General features: G+C 66.0%; 22 protein-coding genes. 17 read left to right on the top strand and 5 right to left on the bottom strand.

The window, feature by feature from the left end; genetic code table 11:
* Positions 1-19 precede the first annotated feature (19 nt).
* From NQ152_RS16005 to NQ152_RS17405, 4 genes are all read left to right on the top strand, one after another.
* A complete protein-coding gene (locus NQ152_RS16005) occupies positions 20-484 on the top strand; it encodes a cupin domain-containing protein (RefSeq protein ID WP_257524699.1) in 465 nt (154 codons plus the stop codon).
* A 9-nt stretch (positions 485-493) separates the two neighbouring features.
* On the top strand, positions 494-850 hold the full coding sequence (locus NQ152_RS16000) for a DUF3870 domain-containing protein (protein ID WP_257524698.1): 357 nt from the start codon (positions 494-496) through the stop codon (positions 848-850).
* A 98-nt stretch (positions 851-948) separates the two neighbouring features.
* Entirely contained in the window at positions 949-2,310 is a 1,362-nt protein-coding gene (locus NQ152_RS15995) for an NtaA/DmoA family FMN-dependent monooxygenase (protein ID WP_257524697.1), read from the top strand.
* The gene (locus tag NQ152_RS17405) at positions 2,259-3,110 is read left to right on the top strand and encodes an SDR family NAD(P)-dependent oxidoreductase (RefSeq protein ID WP_374113605.1); all 852 of its coding nucleotides are present in this window, start codon (positions 2,259-2,261) and stop codon (positions 3,108-3,110) included. The genes NQ152_RS15995 and NQ152_RS17405 overlap by 52 nt, the downstream gene beginning before the upstream one ends.
* Positions 3,111-3,211: 101 nt before the next feature.
* On the opposite strand, the gene NQ152_RS17400 is transcribed toward NQ152_RS17405, so the two are convergent.
* Positions 3,212-3,712: a transposase gene (locus NQ152_RS17400; protein ID WP_374113611.1), complete on the bottom strand. Its 501-nt coding sequence runs from the start codon at positions 3,710-3,712 to the stop codon at positions 3,212-3,214.
* A gap of 496 nt (positions 3,713-4,208) precedes the next feature.
* On the bottom strand, positions 4,209-4,526 hold the full coding sequence (locus NQ152_RS15985) for a helix-turn-helix transcriptional regulator (RefSeq protein ID WP_257504001.1): 318 nt from the start codon (positions 4,524-4,526) through the stop codon (positions 4,209-4,211).
* Between the two features lie 382 nt (positions 4,527-4,908).
* Here NQ152_RS15985 and NQ152_RS15980 point away from each other — a divergent pair, with 382 nt between their 5' ends.
* The 11 genes from NQ152_RS15980 to NQ152_RS15930 all read left to right on the top strand — a co-directional run bounded on the left by NQ152_RS15980 (position 4,909) and on the right by NQ152_RS15930 (position 15,696).
* Positions 4,909-5,646, top strand: a complete 738-nt coding sequence (locus NQ152_RS15980) for a hypothetical protein (RefSeq protein ID WP_257524695.1) — start codon at positions 4,909-4,911, stop codon at positions 5,644-5,646.
* 103 nt (positions 5,647-5,749) lie between these two features.
* Positions 5,750-6,262: a M23 family metallopeptidase gene (locus tag NQ152_RS15975; protein WP_257524694.1), complete on the top strand. Its 513-nt coding sequence runs from the start codon at positions 5,750-5,752 to the stop codon at positions 6,260-6,262.
* Positions 6,263-6,281: 19 nt separating this feature from the next.
* Positions 6,282-6,578 (top strand): hypothetical protein, encoded by a 297-nt coding sequence (locus tag NQ152_RS15970; protein ID WP_257524693.1) that lies wholly within the window; start codon positions 6,282-6,284, stop codon positions 6,576-6,578.
* Positions 6,579-6,582: 4 nt separating this feature from the next.
* Positions 6,583-8,085, top strand: a complete 1,503-nt coding sequence (locus NQ152_RS15965) for a hypothetical protein (protein WP_257524692.1) — start codon at positions 6,583-6,585, stop codon at positions 8,083-8,085.
* On the top strand, positions 8,085-9,578 hold the full coding sequence (locus NQ152_RS15960) for an SCO6880 family protein (protein WP_374113604.1): 1,494 nt from the start codon (positions 8,085-8,087) through the stop codon (positions 9,576-9,578). Before NQ152_RS15965 ends, NQ152_RS15960 begins: the two co-directional genes overlap by 1 nt.
* Positions 9,578-11,185, top strand: a complete 1,608-nt coding sequence (locus tag NQ152_RS15955) for a hypothetical protein (protein ID WP_257524690.1) — start codon at positions 9,578-9,580, stop codon at positions 11,183-11,185. The genes NQ152_RS15960 and NQ152_RS15955 overlap by 1 nt, the downstream gene beginning before the upstream one ends.
* Positions 11,185-12,483 (top strand): AAA family ATPase, encoded by a 1,299-nt coding sequence (locus NQ152_RS15950; RefSeq protein WP_257524689.1) that lies wholly within the window; start codon positions 11,185-11,187, stop codon positions 12,481-12,483. The genes NQ152_RS15955 and NQ152_RS15950 overlap by 1 nt, the downstream gene beginning before the upstream one ends.
* A gap of 18 nt (positions 12,484-12,501) precedes the next feature.
* The gene (locus NQ152_RS15945; RefSeq protein WP_257524688.1) at positions 12,502-14,313 is read left to right on the top strand and encodes a type IV secretory system conjugative DNA transfer family protein; all 1,812 of its coding nucleotides are present in this window, start codon (positions 12,502-12,504) and stop codon (positions 14,311-14,313) included.
* The gene (locus NQ152_RS15940) at positions 14,310-14,702 is read left to right on the top strand and encodes a hypothetical protein (RefSeq protein ID WP_257524687.1); all 393 of its coding nucleotides are present in this window, start codon (positions 14,310-14,312) and stop codon (positions 14,700-14,702) included. The genes NQ152_RS15945 and NQ152_RS15940 overlap by 4 nt, the downstream gene beginning before the upstream one ends.
* Positions 14,699-15,175, top strand: a complete 477-nt coding sequence (locus tag NQ152_RS15935) for a hypothetical protein (RefSeq protein WP_257524686.1) — start codon at positions 14,699-14,701, stop codon at positions 15,173-15,175. Before NQ152_RS15940 ends, NQ152_RS15935 begins: the two co-directional genes overlap by 4 nt.
* A gap of 68 nt (positions 15,176-15,243) precedes the next feature.
* Positions 15,244-15,696: a single-stranded DNA-binding protein gene (locus NQ152_RS15930; protein WP_257524685.1), complete on the top strand. Its 453-nt coding sequence runs from the start codon at positions 15,244-15,246 to the stop codon at positions 15,694-15,696.
* 365 nt (positions 15,697-16,061) lie between these two features.
* Here the strand turns inward: NQ152_RS15930 and bsh are convergent, their stop codons facing one another.
* Positions 16,062-17,084 (bottom strand): choloylglycine hydrolase, encoded by a 1,023-nt coding sequence (bsh, locus tag NQ152_RS15925; protein ID WP_257524684.1) that lies wholly within the window; start codon positions 17,082-17,084, stop codon positions 16,062-16,064.
* A 257-nt stretch (positions 17,085-17,341) separates the two neighbouring features.
* Here bsh and NQ152_RS15920 point away from each other — a divergent pair, with 257 nt between their 5' ends.
* The gene (locus tag NQ152_RS15920; RefSeq protein ID WP_257524683.1) at positions 17,342-17,959 is read left to right on the top strand and encodes a trimeric intracellular cation channel family protein; all 618 of its coding nucleotides are present in this window, start codon (positions 17,342-17,344) and stop codon (positions 17,957-17,959) included.
* On the opposite strand, the gene NQ152_RS17395 is transcribed toward NQ152_RS15920, so the two are convergent.
* Both NQ152_RS17395 and NQ152_RS15915 read right to left on the bottom strand, forming a co-directional pair.
* The gene (locus NQ152_RS17395) at positions 17,889-18,422 is read right to left on the bottom strand and encodes an ANTAR domain-containing protein (RefSeq protein WP_374113610.1); all 534 of its coding nucleotides are present in this window, start codon (positions 18,420-18,422) and stop codon (positions 17,889-17,891) included. The genes NQ152_RS15920 and NQ152_RS17395 overlap by 71 nt on opposite strands.
* 83 nt (positions 18,423-18,505) lie before the next feature.
* Positions 18,506-18,766, bottom strand: coding sequence for a hypothetical protein (locus NQ152_RS15915; RefSeq protein WP_257503987.1), 261 nt, complete (start codon positions 18,764-18,766; stop codon positions 18,506-18,508).
* 116 nt (positions 18,767-18,882) lie between these two features.
* On the opposite strand from NQ152_RS15915, the gene NQ152_RS15910 reads away from it, so the two are divergent.
* Complete coding sequence (locus NQ152_RS15910; RefSeq protein ID WP_257503985.1) at positions 18,883-19,173, top strand: hypothetical protein; 291 nt, start codon at positions 18,883-18,885, stop codon at positions 19,171-19,173.
* Positions 19,174-19,238 lie beyond the last annotated feature (65 nt).

Below are 19,238 nucleotides of genomic sequence, written 5' to 3'. Positions count from 1 at the left end.
TTTCGTAGCCGCAAAAGACGTGAGCGAGCAGGTCGCCGACATGGGCGACACCTCGTTCTCGACCAAGATGGTCTTCGGTAACAACGCATCGCTGATGATTGCCTCGCGCCCCGCCGGTTACCACTCACGCCCGCATACCCACCCCTGCGAGCAGCTCAACTACGTCAACAGCGGGGAACTCTGGGTCTGCATCGAGGACCAGGCGTACTTCATTCAAGAGGGGGATTTCCTGCGTATCCCTGAGGGCGCGCGCCACTGGTCGCTCAATGTGTCAGACGCACCTTGCACTGTTACAGAGGTTCATTCTCCCGGTCTGCATGCCGACCCCATGCTGTCGGACTTCGCTGAGCCACTTTTTGACGCGGAGGAGAATATTGCCTACCTGGGTAACCCAGTCAACAAGTTCCTCGACGAGACGGACCCCTTCGATGTATCGGTCGCCGAGAGCAAGATCGTTCAAGGGGCCCGGGAGGCCAGCGCTTAGGCTCAAATCATGGGTACAACGCAAACCTCATCGGCAGGCTCCACCCCCGCTTTGATTGTTGTCGGGTACGGCAAGGTGCCCATGTCGAGTGCCGCCTACGGCAATCACGGTGAGATCTTCGCCGTCTCTCTCGTTGTTGATCGAGCTACACATGTCATCCAAGAAGCTGACTGCACCGCGGTGACAACTGTTGTTCGGCACTGGTTCAACCAGCTTTTTATTGGTCGCCGGATTGACCTCGATCCCTCGGAGATTCTCGACGACTTGAAGTTCTCCTACCTGAGCCCTGCTCGCGGTTCCATGCAACAGGCGATTATCGACGCGTGGTCGCGCTACGCGCGTCATCTAGAGCACGACAGTGCGTGACGCCCTGATCGAAGACCGTCTGCATTCCCCGCTGCCGATGACGCGGATTGCAGACCTCCGACTTCTGTCGTTCGCAAATTATCTTCAAGGAGCAGGCATTGACCAATAGCAATCGTGAGCTCGTTCTCACCGCGTTCATGCTTCCAGCCGGCTACTACAAGGACAGCTGGCGCATGACAGGCAGCCAATCTGAGGCGTTGGGCAGCCTTGAGCTGGCCAAGTATGTCGCTGAGTTATGTGAAGCGGCGTGCCTCGACGCAGTCTTCATAGGCGATATCCCTTCGGCACAGGCGACTGTTCTCAAGGGGGACATCATGATGGCACCTTTCTATGAACCAATCACAACTCTCTCTGCGTTGGCAGCCCTGACCTCGAACATCGGCCTCATCGGCACCATGTCGACGACATACTCGACGCCGTTCAACGCCGCTCGACAGTTGTCCGGGCTAGATACCCTCAGCGGCGGTCGGGCAGGCTGGAACATCGTCACTTCTTGGGCTGGTTCAGCGAACTTCGGGATCTCGGAACTCGCCTCACCCGAAGAGCGTTATAGGCGTGCGAACGAATTCGTCGAGACTGCAATCGAACTGTGGGATAGCTGGAGCGACGACGCTGTGACCAACGATAAGGCCGCGGGAGTCTGGGCAGATCCCTCCCTGATCCGAACGATTCACCACGCGGGTGAGTTTTTCTCGGTGACCGGACCGCTTCCAATGCGCCGATCGCCGCAGGGGCGACCTCTGTTGGTGCAGGCGGGGTCGTCATCGGATGGGATGGACCTCGGTTCAAGATTCGCGGACCTCATCTACACCGCACAACCCGATCGCGCTAAAGCCATTGACTTCTACAGCGCGTACAAGCGCCAAGTCGCCGAAGCGGGGCGGGCGCCAGGAGATGTCAAAATACTTCCCGGCCTGGTTCCCTTGGTCGCGGAGACGGACAGCGAGGCCCGTGAGCTGGAAAAGGAGCTGGCAAGCCACATCAACTATGACGTTGGCCGCCGCGCGCTTGAGGGCGTACTCAACCTCGATCTGACTGGAGTGGAGCTCGACGACGCGATTCCCACGGACCGATTCGGCGAGCCGCCCGCACTCCGCAGCCGATATGAGATTTTCCGCACGCGGGCCCTCGATGATCGCGCCAGTGTTCGCGACTTGATCATCGAAAATCATCGATCCTTCGGGCATATTTGGGCCGTCGGTTCGGCGGCCACAGTCGCCGACAAGATGATCGATTGGTTTGAAGGCGAAGCGTGTGATGGGTTCAGTCTCAACGCGCCGTTCATGCCGGGTGGACTCGAGCGGATTTGCTCGCTGCTCGTGCCCGAGTTGCAGAATCGCGGATACTTCAAGTCGGAGTACCGTGGTTCGACCCTCCGCGAGCACTTGGGCTTATCGCGCCCCGGGGCGTGGGACGCTGCTGCGGCACACGTTACGCCTTCAGGAGATCAATTGCCGTGATCGAGAATGAACCGCGGGGCGCAGCCGTATGGGTTACCGGCGCGGGGGGCGGAATCGGACGCGCTGTTGCCCGGCACCTGCTTTCACGCGGACATCGAATTTTTCTGACCGACCTCGACGAGCGTCAGGTGGTCGAAACCGCACGCTCTTGGGGGAGCGAAAGGGTCAGCGGGTTCGCATGCGACGTCGCCGATCCAGTCGCGTGCGAGGACGCCGTGAGGCACATCGTGAGCGAGGCCGGAACTCTAGATGTGCTCTTTCACAGCGCTGCGACCATGCGCGTGCATGACGTCTTGGACGACTCCCCAGACATTTGGCGCTCTATCCTACGAGTCAACGTAGAAGGCACCGCGATAGCCGGAATCGCTGCGGCACGGCAAATGCGAGGCCAGAAGATGCATGACCTGTTCCAGCGGCGGGGATTGATAATCAACGTCGGATCGCCCGCGGACCTGTGGCCGCGGCCACGGTATGCCGCATACGGGGCCAGCAAGGCCGCGGTGCGGCATTGGACCATGAGTCTCGCTGCCGCGCTAGAGCCGCATGCTGTATCAGTCGCGTTGCTCTACCCAGGGGCCGTGCTAGACGGGATGTACCGTCAGATTGTAGAGGGGGAGGCCGCCCTTGAGGGGCGAAACATAGAGGAGATCGTGATCGAACGTGCCGCCCAAGTGCCGCAAGGTCGCTACCAGAACCCCGAAGATATAGGACCATTCGTGAGCGATCTCATTGATCATGCTGGTTTGAGAGCGGCAGGCAAGGCAGTGTGGACGTCGCCTCTCATCACAGATATCGCGTAGGGGATACACCTGCCGGATTCAACCTCCAGCAGTGGACGTGATTAGTCATCGCCACGTCGAATGAACCTCATGCCCAGCCACGAACCTGAGGTGTCCGGCAACTACGGGCTGCCCGTCCCCACAGCGCTTGGGTCATCAGGGGGCCGGAGGCCGGCATTCCCGATCGCTCCCAGGTGAAGGTCAACATCCTTCCCGCGCTGCGTGAGGGGGTGGGGGCAGACCACGTCGATGGGGGCTTTCTGACGACCTAAGCGACCTGCTGCACAGGTTTCGGGGGAGCAAAATAATCCGGCGCGCCATGTACATCCCGTCAAACCCGGGCTCTTCGGTTGAGGCGGTGTTGAGGTCCCGGTAGATGCTGCGGTCGAGGTAGCGCTTGAGCACGCGTCTGATCTCGCGGTCCGTGTTGCCTTCCCCGCGTCGCCGTTCGAACGTAGGCGCGGGTCCGGGGTCGTGGAGCATTCGGACATCGCGATGATGTTCAGCGCACGGTTGAGCTGGCGGACACCGGCAGGGTTGAGCCGATGCCGGATGGTCTTCCCCGAGGAGGCCGGAATGGGATTCACGCCAGCCATTGCGGCGAAGGCAGCTTCACTATCTATCAGGCCGGGATGCGATCATGCGACGAGGGTCCTCGCTGTTGAGACTGAGCCGATGCCGGTCTTGTGGAGCACCTCGGGAGCAGGGCCAGTTTGGACGAGTTCACTGATGCGTGCCATGTCCCGCTCGAGCACCGCGTCGAGTTCCAGGATCCGTTTGGCCAGACGGATCGCCCCGGTGCGGGCGGTGGTGGTCGCGAGGGCTTCCTCTCTTGCATGCCAGTTTGCCGCCTCAGCAATCCTGCGGTGCCGAGGGCCTGCGGGGCGTCGATGCCGAGGTCGGTGATGCGGAGCAGGGCGCTAAGCGCGTTCAACGGCGCCTCCCGCCGATCGCGACGGGACCGAGTCGCTTGTTCCCGCCGCAGATGCACGATTCGACGCACCACCGACCTCCGCCCACCTTCGGGGAGCGATGAGGTCGAGGATCAGTCCTGCATCCCCGCGTCCCCTGATCCTGACGGTCCGCCCGGCTCCAGGCGCTGAGTCGGACGGTAAGAATTCAAAACTCCCCGATCGCGAGCCCAAGTCGCAGGTACAGGTCGGTGACCGCCTCGTTGTTGACCCGGTATGTGACCCACAGCCCGCGTCGGTCGGTGCCGATGGGCGGATCGCCGATCACCATGTTCGCCGCCTCAAGTTCGCCGAGCTTCGGGAGGATCGTCGCCGAGGTGAGTTGGAGCGCGTCGCAGATGGGTCCGATCGTCACGCCGGGGTTCTCGCGCAGGAAGCGCAGGATCCCTGCCCGGACCAGGTTCCCGAGAAGTGCGACGGGCTCTTGGGCGTCTTCGGATCCTGCGGGCTGTGCGAGGCGAGGCATGCAGCCATTGTCGCGTAACGGTGTGCGCTGGGTCGAGAAAACAACACTCCTTACCTATGTACATTCGCACTACATCGCTATACAGTGTGGGCATGGTTCGGACCTGCAGGGGAGCCCAGCCCATAAGGGCAGTCTGTCGGGCCGCCTTGTCCCCCATATTTCCGACAGACAGCCGCCGAAAAGAACGAGTACAGTATCGATACCTGCGTGTCGGCGCCCTCGTTTCCCCCGCACGCTGCCGCCCTCTCGTGGTTCTGCACAATCCTGTTTCAAGACCATTTCCAGGTGTTGGTTCTGTGCGTAGGATGCCGCAACGGCGGCCTTCGCTGGACCCCATCCGTCCACGTATCGTCGCCGTCCTGGTCGATCAGGAGGGCGCAGAATGAAGGCGACGCAACGTTCCCGGCGGACGGGGCTGATCTGGGCGGTAGTTGGCGGTGTGGTGCTGGTGGTCGGCGTGGTGGCCATCATCGTGGCATCCATCACGGGTCAAGCCGCTCCGTCGGCGATTACGGAACGCAGCCCAGATTCCGAGACATCCGCGCCGTCTGCCGGCCCGCACGGTGATGGCCTGGTCGTGGATCCGGCCGCCGAAGCTCGCGGTTGGACGCCTGAGCCCATCACGACCGATCCGGAAACCTATATCCGTTCAGCGCTCGAGGCAGCATCGACGTTCGACACGACCATGAGTTCCCGCAATGAGTGGCTGGACTACCTTGACACCTGGTTCACCCCAGACACCCGCTACACCTCTGAGGCTGACCGTGGCGCCGCCCTGGGGGCCTCCCGGGTAGAGCTGCGGCAAGGGGTGGTTCTTCCGGAGGAGGAGTGGGACTCCCTCGCGGCCGAGGATGGTCGGGTTGTCGCGACAGTCACCGGCGAGGTGAGCTTCGTACCCGTCCCCGAGGACCCCTCGGGCGACATGTCGATCGGGACCGCAGATGTCGTGTTGACCTTCACCCGTTCGAGCGGCGGCGGAGCGGAGACCTCGTATGAGGAGTCGGTGCGGGTGAGCGTGCAAGTGCTGTGCGGTCCGGAATCAGTGCCGACACCAGAGACGGGACAGCGCGCGGGGGATTGCAAGGTGGTCCGCTACTTCACGGAGCCCCTGGAGCCCTGAGATGGGCGCCCCGGTAGCCGTCGCAGCCCTCGCAACCACGAGGACTGGTCGCAAGATCGCGACCGGAGCGGTCGTCGGTCTCCTTCTGCTACTGGCGCTCGTAATGACTCCGCTGATCGCGATCCCGTTCGCCGTCGCCGGCAGCACCGGCACCGCGGCACTGAGTGAACCGGACGTTGCCGCACCCGTGGCCAACGGGGAGTGGGGGTATCCGCTCACCGGCGGCTATTCCAAGGGCCGCGGGTTCGGCTACAACCCCGTCGTTGGCTGCAGTTATTGCTCCACGAACCACCAGGGATACGACATGGCCCAAGGTTGCGGGTCGACCATCTTCGCCGCCGGCCCCGGCGTGGTGATCACCGCCGGCGCGTTCTACGGGTGGGGCAACACGGTACGTATCGACCACGGTGGCGGCCTGGTCACCCTTTACGGACACATGCAGTGGGACTCCATCCGGGTCAGCGCCGGCCAACCCGTCACGGCAGGAACGCCGCTGGGTGCCGAGGGCAACACCGGCAAATCGTTCGGCTGCCACCTGCACTACGAAATCCAGCAAGACGGATCCGCGATCGACCCGCAGCCGTTCATGGCCGCTCTCGGCCTCCCCCTGAAATAGGCACAGCAAGGAGCACATCATGTCCACACACACGGCACCCGCCGACGTCAATATCCCCGACATCCAACCGGACTTCTCCGCCCCGTTCTTCCAAGGCTTCCAAGTCATCGCTTCCTACATCCTCGCCGGGGCAATGCTGGTCGTGCTGATCATGCTCATCCTGGCCGGCGCGGCCTTGGCCTTCCGCGGGCTCGCGTCGGATCGGGTGCGCACCTGGGCGGGCGAGAACATCCTCTGGATCTTCATCGCCGCCGCGGTACTGGGCGCCGCCAGCGGCCTCTTCGCCTGGTTCGTCAACTTCGACTTCGGCTTCTGACACCATGCGCACCCTGCCCGCTCTGATCGCCGGCGCCGTCCTCGGCGGCGCACTGGCTTTAAGCGCGTTGGCCCCCGCGGCAGCCGGCGCGACGGTCCTACCGACCGTATCCACGTCGTCGGAGGCGCAGACCTTCCCCGCAGAAGACATCGCGGGAACGCCGTGGTCGGCGCCGGCATACCCGGTCCGCTGTCAAGGGTCCGGCGGGCAGGTCTCTTGTACTCCGGATGATCCGACGAAGGTAGCGGCGCAACAGTGCTTCAGCGGAGTCATCGTCGACGGCGGCAGCTCAACGGTCTGCACGACGTATGAGGGGCATGTCGAGGCGATTCAGGCGGCCGGGGGCCGCGCGCTGCTGGTGAAGTACGGGTGCAGTCTGGGTGATGTCGTGTGTCTGAGCTTCGAGAACGCGGGTCGGGGGATGGCGCTGTCGGCGACGGGGATGATGTCCGTGGTGGCGGGGAACATGCGCTTCGATACCAGCACTCTGCTGTGGTCAGCCGCTGTCGGGGAGTGGTCGTTCTGGCAGTGGGCGGTCCTGGTGATCACCTTCGCTGCGATGGTATGGGCGATCGCGGCAGCGGTGGTGACCGGTGACCGGGAGGAACTGGTGGGGGCGCTGGTGCGGTCCTTCATCGCGATTCCCGCGGTGCCGCTGTCGCTGTGGCTGACCGGGCATCTGTTGAACGCGATCGATGAGATGACCTGGTACATCACCAACCGGGACGGCCCGCTGGGGTTGTTCTCCACGTTGCAGTCGGTGATGTGGGCAGGCGGACAGGCGAACTACTTCTTCGCATTCCTGATCCACGGACTGTTGATGATCGGGATGCTGCTACTGATGCTGGTCTTCGCGTTCCGCAACATCGTGCTGGCGGCCCTGATCGCGGTCGGCCCGGTCGCGTGGATGCTGTTCCCGGTGCGCGGGGTGGGCCCGCAGTGGGTGGTCCGGTACGTGTCGGCCGTGGTCGTGCTGCTGTTGACCGGGCCGCTGACGATCGGGTTCGTGATGCTGATCATCAACGGGCTGGCGAACGTGAAGACGATCTGGGATCCGCAATCCTGGCCACTGCTGGTGGGCCTGGCGCTGGTGGCGTTCGCGCCGTTCGCGATCTTCGGGCTGTTCAGTTTCGTCGGTGCGGTCGCCGCCGACGGGATCGGGTCCCGGCTGGGCGCGCACGGCGGACGGATGGCAACCGGCGCAGCCCGCACCGCAGTGCGCATCCCCACCCGCCTCGGCGGCATGCCCGCCGGCATCCGCCCCGGCGGATCCAACCCCACCACCGACGGAGGATCATCCGGCGCGGCACCCACACGCAGCGCCGCTGCGCCGGGCGGTGCGGCCGGTCCGGCCGGAGCACGCCCCGCCGCGGCTGCCTCGTCGTCGCGACAGGCGGGTGCGCAATCGTCGCCGGCGCGACCCCAGGTTGATGTGCCGCGGTCACAGCCCACCTCGCCACAGTCAGCGCCTGCTCCGGCGGGCGTGTCGGCCCCAGGGAGGCCCTGATGAGTGTCACACCCGATTACGCCCGCCCGGTCCGGTTGCCGCGCCGATCACGGCAGGGGGTAGTGATGGGTTTGGATCCGTGGCAGCTGGTGTTCCTGACCACCGCGGCGGTGGTGGTGCTGGTCGCGGTGAACCGGTTCGGACCGCTCGGCCTGCTGTATACGGCACCGGTGTATTTGGGGTTCGGGGTGACGGCGCTGACCAGCATCCATGGGATCTCCACCCCGAAGATGGCGGGGCTGTGGCTGATGAAGCAGGTCCGCCACGCCGCCGGCGCCACGAAGGATGTGTACCGGCCGGAGCGGACCGCACTGGCCGGGACCCTGAACCTGCCGGGCACCCGCGCGTCCGTGCAGCTGTGGGATGTCGATGGCGTGGCGGCGATCTACAACCCGCATGACCGGTCGGTGTCGGTGGTCGCGGAGTTGGAAGTGCAGGGGTTTTTGATGCACGACATCGCGGAACGGTTCGATCTGGCCGAGCAGTTCGACCGGGTCCTGGGGCCGCTGACCCAACGACCCGGGATCAAGCGGGTGACGTTGCAGGAGCGGACCTTGCCGACCACGATCCGCGCCGCCCGGGACCACTACGACACCGTCCAACGGGTCCGGCAGTTGGACCCGCACTCCCCCGTGGCCCGCAACTACCAGGACGTGATGGACCGTTCGGAACGGTTCGAGGTCGCCCACCGCAACTACATCGTCTTCACCTTGGATCTGGTCGCCCTGGCCGCGCAGCTGAAATCCCTCGGCGGCGGCAAGACCGCGATCCTGACCTTGGCGGGAATTGAGGCGGGGAACCTGTCGGACGCGCTGGGGGCGGCCAAGATCACGGTGCGGCGGTGGCTGACCCCGCGGGATGTGGCGGCGCTGGGCCGGTTGGCGTTTGATCCGGAGTTCGCCGCGACCGTGCAGAACCGGCCGGAGGACCTAGCGGGGGTGGACCCGGTGGCGATCGGGCCGATGTATCTGGAGGAACCGAAGGGCCGCAACGGGATCGTGATCACCGACTCCGGAGTGCACACCACGATGTGGATCCACGAGTGGCCTCGCTCGGACGCACCGGTGGGGTTCCTCTCCCCGGTCGTGTTCGCCCGGCATCCCTCCACCGGGGAGGCGATCACGCACATCTTCTCCATCGTGCTCACCCCGGTCCCGGTCGCCAAGGCGCTGAAGCGGATCCGGGAGGAGAAGAAGGTGTGGCGCGGCAACGAGCACCTGCGCGCCAAGCGCGGCGCGGACGGGTCGGCCGCGGACGCGGCGGACTGGACGGCGTTGGAGCAGCAGGAGCAGGAGATCGCCAACGGGCACGGGGAGTTCCGGTACGGCGCCTACCTGACCATCTCCGCACCCGATCAGGAACGTCTGGATGGCGCGATCGCCGGTATGCGCAACGCGCTGTCGCGGGCGGGGATGGAGGCGCAGATCCTGTACTGCCAGCAAGCCGAAGCTCTGTTGGTCAACGCCCTGCCGATCGGGTTGGGGATGAAGTGATGACCCGCCACTCGCTCACCTTCACCCCGGCAGATAGCAGCCGCGCCCAACAGCGCGCCCTCCGCCGTCAAGCCGCCCGCGCCGTGCACGATGACACGCCGGCCCAGTCCGCCCGGCGGGATCGTGCCCTTCCGGAGGCGGTGGTGCCGGGGCCGTTCGGCCCGGGACTGATCCGGGGCGGCTACTGGAACCTCGCTAAAGCGGTGATCCCGGCCCATCAGGCCACCTCGCAGCACATCGCCGGGATCTACCCGTTCGTCGCCGACCTCGGTCTGGGGCATCGCGGTCCGGTGGTCGGGGTGGATCTGAACGCGGACGCCCTGTGGCACTTCTCCCCCTGGGAGTCCTACATCGACTCTTCCGAGCGGGGCACCTTCAGCACCAACATCCTGGTGCTCGGCGCGTACCGGTCCGGTAAATCCGGGACCATCAAAACCCTCACCACCCGCTCGATCGCGTTCGGCCACCAGGTGGTGGTCCCCTCCGACCCGAAAGGCGAGTGGGTCACCGTGGCCGAAGCGATCCCCGGCGGGCGGGTGATCCGCCTGGGCGGTGGCACCGGGACCCGGCTGAACCCGTTGGATCGCGGCCCGAGACGCTCCGATGCCTCCGATGAGCAGCACGAGCAGATGGTCAAACAACGCCGCATCGGCACCCTGATCGCGATTATCGAAATGACCCTGCACGGTCGCCTCACCGCGGTCGAGCATGCCGCGATCCTGGACGCACTGGAGGGGTGCATCGCCCGCACCGGGGACCGGCCCACCCTCCGCGGGGTTTACCAGGAGCTGAGCCGGATCGCCGGGGACACCGATGCCGCGTTCGGCGCGGCGGCGGGGGCGATTCAGCCGCGGTTCGTGCTGCGCCGGTTCGTGGAAGGGGACCTGTCCGGGTTGTTCGAGGACGAGTCCACCGTCCAGTTCGATCAGGACGCCCCGATCGTGGTCACCGACACCAGTGAGCTGTTTGCCCGCGGGGATCTGGCCGCGCAGCTGACCCAGGTGTGTTCCACCGCGTGGATTCAGGCGGTGATCTCTGACCGGGGCGCCCGCCGCACCCGGTACGTGGTCCGCGAAGAAGGGTGGCGGGATATGACCTCGCTGGCGTCGCTGCAGATGTTCCAGCAGTGGCTGAAACTGTCCCGCCACTACGGGATCAGCAACATCGTGATCCTGCACAAGATGGGCGATCTGGACGCGGTCGGCGACGCGGACTCGTTAGAACGGTCCCTGGCGTACTCGATCGTCGGTGACATCGAGAACAAGTTCATCTTCCGCGTCAACCACCAAGAACACGCCGCCCTCCGCCAACGCCTCAGCCTGCCCGCGGCGCACGTGGAGATGGCCCGTCAGCTGCGCAAGGGCGAGTTCCTGGCCTACGTGGGCCAGTACGCGTACCTGGTGGACTGCTTCGCCACCGCCACCTCGTGGGAATACGACCTGTTCAAAACCGATGACGCCCTCTCCCCCGCCGACCGCGACGAGACCACCCCGCCGGTGTTTGATGCCGAGCAGCTGGCCGCGTACTGGCCGCAGCCGGTGCCGGCCGACTCCGATCTGGCCGGCTGGCTGTCGGCCCAACAAACACCGATGGAAAGGGAACTGTGATGAGCATCGCCACCCACCCGCGCGTCTACGCCACCGTCACCGGACCGACCGCCACCTTCGTCGCCCCAGACGGACGCCACGAACCGGTCGTCCCGGACGGGAACGAAGACATCCGCCAGGCTGTCGTCCGCCGCGCCACCGACGAAGCCCGCCGCACCGGCAGCCCACTGGAGCTGGTCACCACCGGCGACCGCGGCGACCACCACCTCCTGATCGGCACCGACGGCACCCTCGCCCCCATCACCACCCCTACCGAGCTGCCGGAACCGGCACTGGCACCAGTCGTGGCCGATGAGGGGTCGCCACGTTTCCGAGGGGAGGTGAGGGAGAAGGCTCAGCAGCCGCACACGAGCCCCGGCACGCCCGGGACGGCTGCTGAGCCGCCACCCCGCCCCTCCTTCATCGGCCCCACCACGGCCACCGCACCCGACCCGGGCAGGTGGGGTGCGGTGCTGCGGCGACTGGGCATCCGGGTGCCACCGTCCGCGGCGGCGCGGCGGCGGGCCGATTGCACGGCGCTAGTCTCCCGGCATTGGGCGGGATGTCGCACCATCGCGGTCGCGAACGGGAAGGGCGGGGTGGGCAAGACGATGACCACCGCGATGCTCGCCGCCGTGTATGCCCGAAACGGGGGCGGGAATGTGCTGGCTTGGGATAACAACGACACCCGCGGCACCCTCGGCTGGCGTACCGAACAGGGTCTGTATGACACCACCATCCGGGACCTGCTGCCCGGCGCCGCGGACCTGCTGGCCCCGACGGCGGGGGTGTCGGATATCACCGCGTTCGTGCATCACCAAAGCAGCGACCGGTACGACGTGCTCCGCTCCAACCCGGAACTGCTGGCCACCGACCAGCGCATCGCCACCGCGCAGTTCGACCTGCTGATGCAGGTCGCCGCCCGGTACTACCGGCTGGTGATCTTCGATTCCGGCAACGACGAATCCGCCGAGCGGTGGCTGCGGATGATTGACTCCTCCGCACAACTGGTCGTCCCCACCCTCGCCGCCCCCGAATCGGCCGAGTCCGCCGCGCTGCTGCTGGATGCCCTGCACACCCGAGACGAACGCTCCGCCGCACTGGCCGACGGGGCCGTGGTCGTCATCACCCAATCCGAACCCGCCGCCCGGAGCGCGGTGCATCGGATCGTGGACGGGTTTGCCGGACGGGTGCGGGCGGTGGAACTGATCCCCTTCGACCCGGCGCTGAAGGCAGGGCCGCTGCGGTTTGACACCCTGCGCCCTACCACCCGGGACGCGTGGCTGAAAGCCGCCGCCTCCGCCGCCGGAGCCCTCTAAACCCAGGGAGACAGAGCCATGAACGAGGGTCTGCTGGGCAAGGGGTTAGCCGTCCTCATCGGGGCCGCATTCGTCCTTGCGCTGCTGTTCGCCTTCCTCGCCGAAGCGGTCACCTGGGTGATCTGCCAGTCGCGCCCCACCCCGACGAGTCTGTTCTCCGGGCTGTGGTTGGCCGTCACCGGCGACCCGACTGGGTTTACCGCGCCGGCGGGGTGCGCGGTGCCGGTGCTGCCGATCCGAGTCGCCGACCTGCTCGCAGTGCTTCTCCTCGGTGGGCTGGCGGCTGGGATTGGGGTTGCGGTGCGCCGGTACCGGCAGTCGGACCAGTCCTTCATCGCCGACCTCCGTGCCCGTCCCGGGTTCGCGACCAGCTCGGAGGTCCGCGAGCACCTCTCCGCCAAGGCCGTGCTCCGCCGCGCGAGCCAGTTGCGCCCCGATTTGCCCCGGCCGGCGGCGACCGATGTGGGGTGGCGGGTGGGCAGTTCCCGCGGCACCGACGTGTATGTCTCCATCGAAGACTCCGTCGCCCTGGAAGGCCCGCCCCGCTCGGGAAAGGGATACCGGGTGCTGATCTCGGCGATCGTGGACTGGTCCGGGCCACTGATCACCACCTCCACCACCAACGACAACCTCACCGCCACCATGCGGATGCGCCAGCAGCGCGGCACCGTGCACGTGTTCGACCCGCAGGGCCTGTCCGGGATCCGGCATCCGATGCGGGTCAACCCGATCGTCGGCTGCGAGGACCCGCTGGTGGCGATGCAGCGCGGCACCGCGATCATCACCGGCACCGCCCTGGGCGCATCCACCACCAACGGCGAATGGGCCCAAGCCTCCGGAGTCGTCCTCGGCCGGCTCCTGCACGCCGCCGCCGTCGGCGACCAGTCCATTGCGGAGGTGTACAACTGGGGCACCAGCCCCGGCCAAGCCCGCGACGCCGTCGACATCCTCCGCGCCGCTGGCGCACCCGGCTGGGGGGACAACCTCGAGGCGACCATCAGCGGCGACGAGAAACTGGTCTCCTCCATCTGGTTCGGCGTCCAGGGCGCCGTCGCCCCGCTCGCGGTCCCCCAGATCCGGGACACCCTGATGCCCGCCCCCGGAGGCCCGCTGTTTGACCCGCACCAGTTCCTGGACGGCGCGAACACCCTGTACCTGCTCGGGTCCTCCTCCGGCGCCGCAGCGATGGGAGGGTGGCTCAGCGCGGTGCTGGATGACATCGTCGAAGTCGCCCGCACCCGCGCACTCGCCTCCCCCGGCTCCCGCCTGACCCACCCGCTCGGGCTGATCCTGGATGAGATCGTGAACATGTTCCGATGGGGGAACCTGCCCCGGATCATGGCCGACGGTGGTGGCCGCGGGATCTGCACCTTCGTGGTCCTCCAAGCCCTCTCCCAAGCCGAAACGTCCTGGTCCCGCGCCGAGGCCGACACCATCTGGGCCGCCGCGACCGCCAAAGTACTCCTGGGCGGTGCCAGCCACGTCGATCACCTCCGCGACATCGAAACCCTGCTGGGCAGCCGCGACACCCGCCGCACGCAAAAATCCTGGTCCACCCAACAGGCCGGGCACAACACCAGCGAGCAACACGAACGACGCCCGCTGATGTCGGTGGATGAGATCCGGCGGATGCCGCAAACCCTCGGGCTGCTGGCCTACCGCAACCGCCGCGGGGTGCTGCTGGACCTGGCCGGGTGGGACCAACGCCGCGACGCCCGCACCATCGCGCTGGGCAAACAGCACACCGAACGCGAGCAACGCGACGTGTTCCACACCCACACCCGCCCCACCCTGCCCCGCCCCACCGGGGAGGCGGTGAGCGAAGAATGAGCAACCGCCGCCGCCCCGGATTCCTCAACGTCTACCGGGACGGGTTCCTGAACTCCCCCGTCTGGTTCGCCCGCCGCGACCGGTGGTTCCGCGACGAACTCGCCACCGGGCGATCCCTGCAGTGCGCGGCCTGCGGACAACCAGCCGGGAGGACGCAGCTGGAACTGCATCACCTCGACTACGCGGGCATGGTCATCGACAACGGCCGCTGGCAGGCCCGCGAAGCACACGAGGACCTGGTCCCGATGCACCCGTACTGCCACGAACTGCTGCACCGCCTCATCGACCGGGACACGGTGCTGTCCCGACACCGCACCCGCCGGGCCGCGTCACACCTCGCCCTGGAACGGCTCCGGCACAAGCTCGCCCCACCGCAGGAGTCCCCATGAGCTACCCCGACGACGACGTGGAAGCACAGATCTCCGGCGAGATGACCGCGTTCGATCCCACCGCCCGGCATGGCGACTCGACACCGCTCGGCGCCCGCATCGTGAACTGGCGCCACCTGAGCGACGCCGATGCCCGGGCGGTGTGGGGGGAGCTGCGCGGATGGGTGGAGTGGTTCATCATCCGCTACCGGGTCCCCGAATCGACCGTTCCGGCGTGCTGGTGGAAACACGGGCAACTGGTCGAAGAGCTCTCCGCCCTGCACACCGCCCACACCGCCGCCTTCGACACCAGCGACACCGGATTCGGTCCCATCGGCTGGCACGAACGACTCTCCCTCGCCCTGCCCCGCCTCACCCGCGCGTACGCCGGCGGATGCAGCAACGGGCACCGCGACATCACCCCCCGCAGCACCGGCTCGGCACCCGACGAGCAGGAATGGGACGCGTGGACCAGCCAGGCCCACGCCCACTGAGCCACCATTCGGTGGCTCACGCAATTGAGCCGCCATCCGGTGGTTCACACAATAGAAAGGAATGAAAGATGACCACCAGGATCCCGGTCACCATCGAGGGCAACCTCACCGGTGACCCCGAACACGGCACCGGCGAATCCGGCAACGAATACGCCCGATTCACCATCGCCGTCAACGACCGACGCCTTAACGAAACGACGAAACGGTGGGAAGACGCCGGCACCGTCTATCACCGCGTCGTCGTGTTCAACCAGCAATCCCGACACGTAGCCGACTCGCTCCGCAAAGGCGACAACGTTCTCGTTTCCGGTGACCTGCGCTTCGGCACCTACACCGACAAGGACACCGGACAGACCCGGGAAACCCGCGACATCATCGCGGACAACGTCGGCGCCTCACTGAAATTCGTCAGCGTCGACCTGGACCGCAGCCCAAAAGCTAACGGCCCCGCAGCAGACCCAACCGCTACGGGGCCAACAGCAGCACCGGCCTCGTACGCCGGCACCGGAATGTCACGCTGACCTGAACCAACAGGGGCGGGGCGAGAGTCACTGTACTCCCGCCCCGCCCCCGCGCGCACGGGCCAGTTCGTCATAGCCGGACGACCAGAGTGGCGTACGCCGAGGTCGGGCTCCGGCTGCGCGACAGGGCCACGACAGCTGTCGGGGGTCAGATTCGATCTCGGGCCGTCTGACGCGTGCCATCGGCACGGTACCTAACCTGCCGGAAGGCGCGCCCGTCGACGAGGTCGCCGACGCACTCATCGGCGCCGTTATCCTGCAGGCACTGAGTCGCAGCACCATCGGCGCTCCAGATGTGGATCGGCTCCTGGACGCCGTGCTTGGTCGCTGACCTGCGTTCGATGCGTCCTACCCCGCGGCGTGTTCTATCCTGCGGCGACGCTCGCTGCCACCGCGGATGCCGGCTCGGCGTGCGAGTTCTCCAGGTGGATCTGCTGGCCCTTGATCAGCGGGTAGTCGGTGAGGGTGTTTCCGTCGAGGTCTTCGTTGTGCATGTCGACCCCGGTGACCTGACTGTTCTCGTAGGTCGTGTAGTAGTAGATCCCCTTGTCGGTGTTGCAGCACGAGGAGTAGATGGTGATTTCGAATTTGCCCGGCGAGACCTCAACACATCCGCGCTGCTGTGCCACCGAGCCCAGGATCTGCAGGAACTGACTGACCGATTCCGACTCGGACTCCCCCGATATCGAGTTCATCTTCGTGAAGGCGGCCTTGACGAAACGCGATGCGGAGGACAGGTCGCCGGGAAGGCCGATCGCGCCCATCCCCCGGCTGTACATGTCGAACTGCAGTTGGTCGGAGAAGTTGTTCTCCGGCGGGTTCTTGGACAGGTGCATGTAGTTGTTCAGGTTGAACAGCTGGATGTCGAAGGTCGGGTTGTTGGTCAGCACCCCCACGGGGTTGTCGTACACCTTCAACCCTTGCTTCACGCTCTCCACCGTGATCGATGAGGTGCGGTCCGAGATGATCCAATGCAACGGCGAGAGCGGGAAGGTCTCGCTGAACGAGATGTTCACCAAACTCATCGACTGCAACGCGGTCTTGACCTCATCGACGGTCTCGAACTGGCCCAGGATCCAGGGGATGAACTCGAACGGAGTGATGTTGGTCTTGTCCTTCGCTTCGGGCTTGTAGTCGGCGTTCTCCGGGAAGTTCAGCCCCGCCATGCTGAGGCCCTTCTCGTTGGTCGCGTCGTAGTACAGCGGGTATCTGTCCGCGATGGTCGCCATTCCGATGATCGCGTGGTGCGTGGGAAGCGGAGCCGATTTGCGGAATTCGAACGGGAAGTTCCGCGGCGTGACGGTTACCGTCTCGTTGTACGAGAACTCCAGATCCAGGTTGCGACCGAAGTAGTGGTCCCGCGTCGTGTAGTTCGCCCCTGTGCACATGTGGCCCTCCGATGTGAGCTCGTTCGTCCCGCGTGGTGCGGCCACCCTAGGTCCGCCCGAACCGCCCTGCTACGGCCGAACGTCCCGCGACCACGCCACGCCGGCGAGCGCGATCCCGATGCAGGAGCGCAGGCCCGCCCCGCCCTTCGCGCGCCACTTCCGCGGTGCGATCCCGCGGGGACGTATGGCTCTGGCCCGCACCCATGCCCGGACCTACGCTCGCCACGGCTGCAGGAGCCGCCTTGAGGAGAGACCGCATGGACACGTTGCTCGATTTTCTCGGCACATTCTTCTTCGCAGTATCGGGTTCCCTCCTCGCTGCACACAGGGGATTCGACATCGTGGGATCAGTTCTCTTGGGTTTCCTGACAGGGCTCGGCGGCGGCGTAATCCGTGACCTCATACTGGGAGTCACCCCCACCGCCTTCTCGCAACCGATCTACTTGCTTGCACCCCTCGCCGCGGCAGGGCTGGTCTTCTTCCTCTACGCCGCCGTCGAACGCTTACCGCGCACCCTGCTCGTCTTCGATGCAGCCGGACTTGGGCTGTTCTGCACAACCGGGGCGACGAAGGCGCTGGACCTGGGTATGAATCCGGTCGCCGCGGCGCTCCTTGGAGTAACAACCGGGGTCGGTGGCGGCCTCCTGCGTGACGTCGTCGCTAACCGGGATCCCCAACTGTTCGACCCGAACGACCTGTATGCGATCCCCGCGATGCTAGGTGCCGCCATCATCACAGCAGCGTGGTTCGTGGGCTGGCGCCACCCGGTGACTCAACTCGCGGTCGGCGTGCTCGTATTCGCATTCAGGCTCGCGTCGCTCCGCTTCCGCTGGCGTGCACCGCGGGCGGTAGCCCGCCGGCGGCATCGCACCTAGCCGAAATCGACGAATTCGCGATCAAGAACCTCGTCCTGGCTGGCACTGTGCTGCCCGGAACGCCGTGTCGCCCGCGCACGGTACACCCTGACCCGTTGCCCAGATGTGTGCAGGCCCGGTTAGATCTGCAGCCGGGGGTGCGGACCTGTTCGGCGACGTCGCGGACCTTTGTGCGGGTCCGGCGCGCGTGGTCGCGGGGGATCGTGAACGCGTCATCGATGGGGACGTTGCGTTGGTAGGCGACGGCACCCTTGGCTTGCTCGATCAGCACCCGGCTGTCCAGGGCGTGCTGTAGTTGCCCGGCCCGGTCGGCGTGGGCTTTGCAGGGTTCGGCGTTGCACGATCCCGATGGTGGCGAACTCGGCCAGTGGGTGCGTCCGACTCCTCGTCCGACGAATGCGTTTCCCCCGGATACAGGCGATGTGTCGTGCGCGCCGCACGGGAGGCCCCCGTTCGCCGTCAGTCCCGCAGGTGCTGCTCTAACCGCAAGGGGCCAGGGCTGGGCGGCACAGCCCTCAGCCGGAGTCGCGCAGAACAGTGCGCGACTCAGGTATAGGCGTGGTGCACGTGCCAGCCGTTCTCGGCGCGGTACACGTCGAAAACGAGACTCTCACCGTCCTCGTTTGTACCCTGGAATCGCCACCCGTAGAGACCGCCGCCGTGTGGGACCGGGGAAGTCCAGATCGACTCGCGCAGCCGGGTGGGAGTGTCACTGACGCGCCACCGCCGACCGGCGTAGAACATGCGAGTGGGTACCTCGTCCACCATCCACAGCGTCACCTGGCGTTCGACTGTCACCTCACCCATGGGACGCAAGAATAGAACATGTATTCGAGATCATCTAGTGTTGCCTGCGGGACCGGGTGAAGGGATGTCCGGGTGTGGGAGCGAACAAGCGGTATAGCGCGGGCTATGACCGGCTGATGGACGACCGGATCCTGGAACGCGTCTCGTCGCAGCATCCCCTCCAGACCCTCACCGCTCAGGAGCTGCGGAAGGATGCCCTGCCGGTCACCCGCGATCCGCAGCCCAAGCCGTGCAAAGCGTGGGTGCGGTTCGGCCCGCACGCCGTGGAGGTTGATGCGGTCGTGGTGGTGTGGAACGACCTGGCCTGCGGCATCCAATTCACCGTTGGCGCGACGCAGCTCCGCTGCTGGGTGTGGGCCAATGCGGTCACGCCGATGAGCACCACCACCAGAACCAGTGGCGGTTGAGAGAACTCCGCCCGAGCCGCCGCGCGGTCGACCACAGGGGGTTCCACACCGCGTGACGGTGGAAG

Source organism: Microbacterium sp. zg.B48, assembly GCF_024623505.1.
Classification (GTDB): domain Bacteria; phylum Actinomycetota; class Actinomycetes; order Actinomycetales; family Microbacteriaceae; genus Microbacterium.
Note: the sequence above shows the minus strand (reverse complement) of the source record. Positions and strands in the feature narration are given on the sequence as shown.